Annotated in this window: 3 protein-coding genes, 1 pseudogene and 1 riboswitch; all 4 genes and pseudogenes read left to right on the top strand. The window is 73.0% G+C overall.

The genetic code is table 11. The annotated features are described in order from the left end of the window. A partial coding sequence (locus tag E4P40_RS26935; protein WP_209305545.1) for an NAD(P)/FAD-dependent oxidoreductase occupies positions 1–1,479 on the top strand: 1,479 nt, incomplete at its 5' end. Then, positions 1,479–2,321: an SDR family NAD(P)-dependent oxidoreductase gene (locus E4P40_RS26930; protein WP_135161365.1), complete on the top strand. Its 843-nt coding sequence runs from the start codon at positions 1,479–1,481 to the stop codon at positions 2,319–2,321. The genes E4P40_RS26935 and E4P40_RS26930, both read left to right, overlap by 1 nt. A gap of 25 nt (positions 2,322–2,346) precedes the next feature. Further along, positions 2,347–2,985, top strand: a complete 639-nt coding sequence (locus E4P40_RS26925) for a 50S ribosomal protein L11 methyltransferase (protein WP_135161364.1) — start codon at positions 2,347–2,349, stop codon at positions 2,983–2,985. 108 nt (positions 2,986–3,093) lie between these two features. Next, positions 3,094–3,255, top strand: a riboswitch (cyclic di-AMP (ydaO/yuaA leader). Between the two features lie 6 nt (positions 3,256–3,261). Further along, positions 3,262–3,662: pseudogene (locus E4P40_RS26920) on the top strand (lytic transglycosylase domain-containing protein); the annotation flags it as partial.

Below are 3,662 nucleotides of genomic sequence, written 5' to 3'. Positions count from 1 at the left end.
GAGCACGTCGACGTCCTCGTCGTCGGAGCCGGCCTGTCCGGCATCGGTGCCGCCTGCCACCTGCAGGAGGAGTGCCCGGACAAGACGTACGCCATCCTCGAGTCCCGCGGCGCGATCGGCGGGACCTGGGACCTGTTCCGGTACCCCGGCATCCGGTCGGACTCCGACATGTTCACCCTCGGCTACGCCTTCCGGCCGTGGAAGGACTCCAAGGCCATCGCCGACGGCGCGGCGATCCGGCACTACATCCAGGACACCGCCCGCGAGTACGGCGTCGAGGACAGGATCCGCTTCCACCACCGGGTGGTCTCCGCCGACTGGTCGAGCGCGGACGCCCGCTGGACGGTGACCGCCCGCCGCACCGACACCGGTGAGACGGTCACGCTGACCTGCTCGTGGCTGACGGCGTGCTCCGGCTACTACCGCTACGACGAGGGCTTCCGGCCGGAGTTCCCCGGCGAGGAGGACTTCGCCGGACAGCTGATCCATCCGCAGCACTGGCCGGAGGACTTCGACGCCACCGGCAAGCGGATCGTCGTGATCGGCAGCGGCGCCACCGCCGTCACGCTCGTCCCGAGCCTCGCGCCCGACGCCGAGCACGTGACCATGCTGCAGCGGACGCCGAGCTACATCCTGTCCCTGCCCGGCCGGGACCCCCTCGCCGAATGGCTGCGCACCAGGCTCCCGGCGAAGGCCGCCTATCCGATCGTGCGGTGGAAGAACGTCCTGCTGTCCACCGCGCTCTACCAGTTCAGCCGCCGCCGGCCCGCCGCCGCGCGCGCGCTGATCCGCCGGCTCACCGAGAAGCAGCTGCCATCGACCGTCGACGTCGACAGGCACTTCAACCCCCCGTACGACCCGTGGGACCAGCGGCTGTGCCTGGTGCCCGACGGTGACCTGTTCCGCACCCTGCGCCGCGGCGACGCCTCCATCGCGACCGGGCGGATCGCCCGCTTCACGAAGACGGGCATCGAGCTCGAGTCGGGGGAGCGCCTGGACGCCGACGTGATCGTCACCGCCACCGGCCTCAACCTGCTGGCCATGGGCGGGATGACGCTGAGCCTGGACGGCACCCCGGTCGACGTGTCGGGAACGGTCTCCTACAAGGGGATGATGATCTCCGGCGTCCCCAACTTCACGATGGTGATCGGCTACACGAACGCCTCCTGGACGCTCAAGGCCGACCTGGTCAACCGCTACGTCTGCCGGCTGTTGAAGCACCTCGACGCCGAGGGCTACGTCTCGGCCACCCCCGTCGCGCCGCCCGAGGGCGCCGACCAGCCGTTCCTCGACCTGGCCTCGGGCTACGTGCAGCGGAGCCTGGCGGACCTGCCCAAGCAGGGCCGGCGGACCCCGTGGCGGCTGCACCAGAACTACATCCGCGACGTGCAGATGATGCGGCGCGGCTCCCTCGAGGACGAGGGCATGACGTTCCAGCGGCCGGTCTCGGCCACGACGACGGAGAAGGCGGTCGCCTGATGGACGCGTACCAGTTCGCCGGCGGCACCGCCGTCGTCACCGGGGCCGCCAGCGGCATCGGCGAGGCCCTCGCCGTCCAGCTCGCCGCCCGCGGCAGCAACCTCGTCCTCGTCGACCGCGACAAGGAGCGGCTGGACGGCGTCGCCGAGAGCCTCCGCGCCACGCATCCCGGCCTCGCGGTGGACACCTACGTCGTGGACCTGTCCGACGACGCGGCCACCGCGGAGGCGGCCGAGGCCCTGGCCACCGGTCACCCGGAGACGACACTGCTGGTGAACAACGCCGGGGTGGCCCTCGGCGGGCGCTTCGACCAGGTCAGCCTGGACGAGTTCGACTGGGTCATGGCGGTCAACTTCCGATCCGTCGTCCGGCTCACCCACGCGTTCCTGCCCGCCCTGAAGGCCCATCCGGGAGCGCACCTGGTCAACGTGAGCAGCGTCTTCGGCATCTTCGCCCCGGCCGGGCAGGCCGCGTACTCGGCGAGCAAGTTCGCCGTCCGCGGGTTCTCCGAGGCGGTGCGCCACGAGCTGGCCGAGAACCGGGTCGGGGTCACCGTCGTGCACCCCGGCGGGATCAAGACGCGGATCGCCGAGAGCGCGCGCACCGGCTCCGGCGTCTCGGTGGAGGAGTACGAGCAGGGCCGCAAGCAGTTCGCGAAGCTGCTCACCATGCCGCCGGAGACCGCCGCGGCCCAGATCCTGGCCGCGATCGAGAACCGCCGTCCGCGGCTGCTCATCGGCTGGAGCGCGAAGGTCCCCGACGTCCTGGTCCGCCTGATGCCGGGCTCCTACTGGAGGCTGATCGCCCGCCGGGCGGCTCCGCCGAAGCCGCCGTCGTCCTGATCCCGGGCTCGGGTTGACTGGGTCGGTGCCGCCCGTCCCTCCCGCCTTCGTCCGGGCCCACACCCGGCCTGCCCGGCCCTCCCTCGTCCCGGAGGTGTCGCTGCTCGTCGCCGCCGACGTCGTGGCCCTCTGGGAGGCGATGGAGGCCGAGCGGGGCGGCGAGATGTCCGAGCCGCCGTTCTGGGCGGCGGCCTGGCCGGGCGGTCAGGCGCTGGCGCGTCTGGTGCTCGACCGCCCGGAGGTGGTCGCCGGCCGGACCGTCCTCGACCTGGGCTCGGGCAGCGGGCTGGTCGCGGTGGCGGCCCGGCTCGCCGGCGCGAGCGACGTGGTGGCCAGCGAGATCGACCCCTTCGGCCTGACCGCCATCGGGCTGAACGCCGAGCTCAACGGCGTGCTGCCGATCCGCGTGGTGGGCGACGTGCTGGGCGGTGGCCCCCCCGACGCGGACGTCGTCCTGGCGGGAGACGTCTGCTACGACCGGCTCATGTCCGAACGCGTGCTGCCCTTCCTCGAGGCCGCGCGCGCTCGGGGCGCGGAGGTGTTCCTCGGCGACCCCGGACGGCCCTACGTGCCGACGGACCGGCTCGAGGCAGTGGCGGCCTACGACGTCCCCGAGGTGGAGGGGCCGACGAGTCGCCGGACGACGGTCTGGCGCCTGCCCTGAGCCGGCGGCGAGATGCATCACGTCCACCCGGCATTGTCACGACTCGATAACGACGGCTACCTTGGGTCCCGTCCGGCCGGTCGGCACCATCCCCAACCGGGGAATCCGCGCCGGACGCCGCCGAGTCGCCTCGTGTCCCCGGACGCGGGCGAGCCGGGGACCCACCGCAGTACTGGGGTGAATCCTGCCGTCGAGCCTGGCTCGCGGCCGGTAGGGCTGCTTCCCGCCCGAATCCGTCAGCTAACTCGGTAGGCGGCTGACGGAAGAAACGGCTGAATGAACCTGCGTATCCGCACGTCCTCGCACGCCCGCCACACGTCGCCCCGCCCGCCGCTCCCCGGTCGTCGTCCCGCCCTGTACCTCGGGATGGCCGCCGCCGGCGCGATCATGGTCAACGTCATGACCGCCGGCGAGCCCGCCGCGCACGCCGACCCCCAGTTGTCCTCGGTGAGCGTCGCCGAGCAGCTCGGTGTCCAGGCCGAGTCCGCGCCGGTCGCCGTCGAGGAGGCTGCCCGGCCGCTCGAGCAGCTCGTCGCCAGCCGCAGCGAGCGCGACGCCGACCGCACCGCCGCCGCGCAGGCCCAGGCCGCCGCGGACCAGGCCGAGCTCGCCGCCCGTGCCGCCGCGGAGGAGGCCGCCCGCGTGGCTGCCGAGCAGGCCGCCGCTGCCGAGAGATC

This window comes from Blastococcus sp. CT_GayMR20 (assembly GCF_004570345.1).
This window is presented reverse-complemented; position numbering and strand designations above follow the sequence as displayed.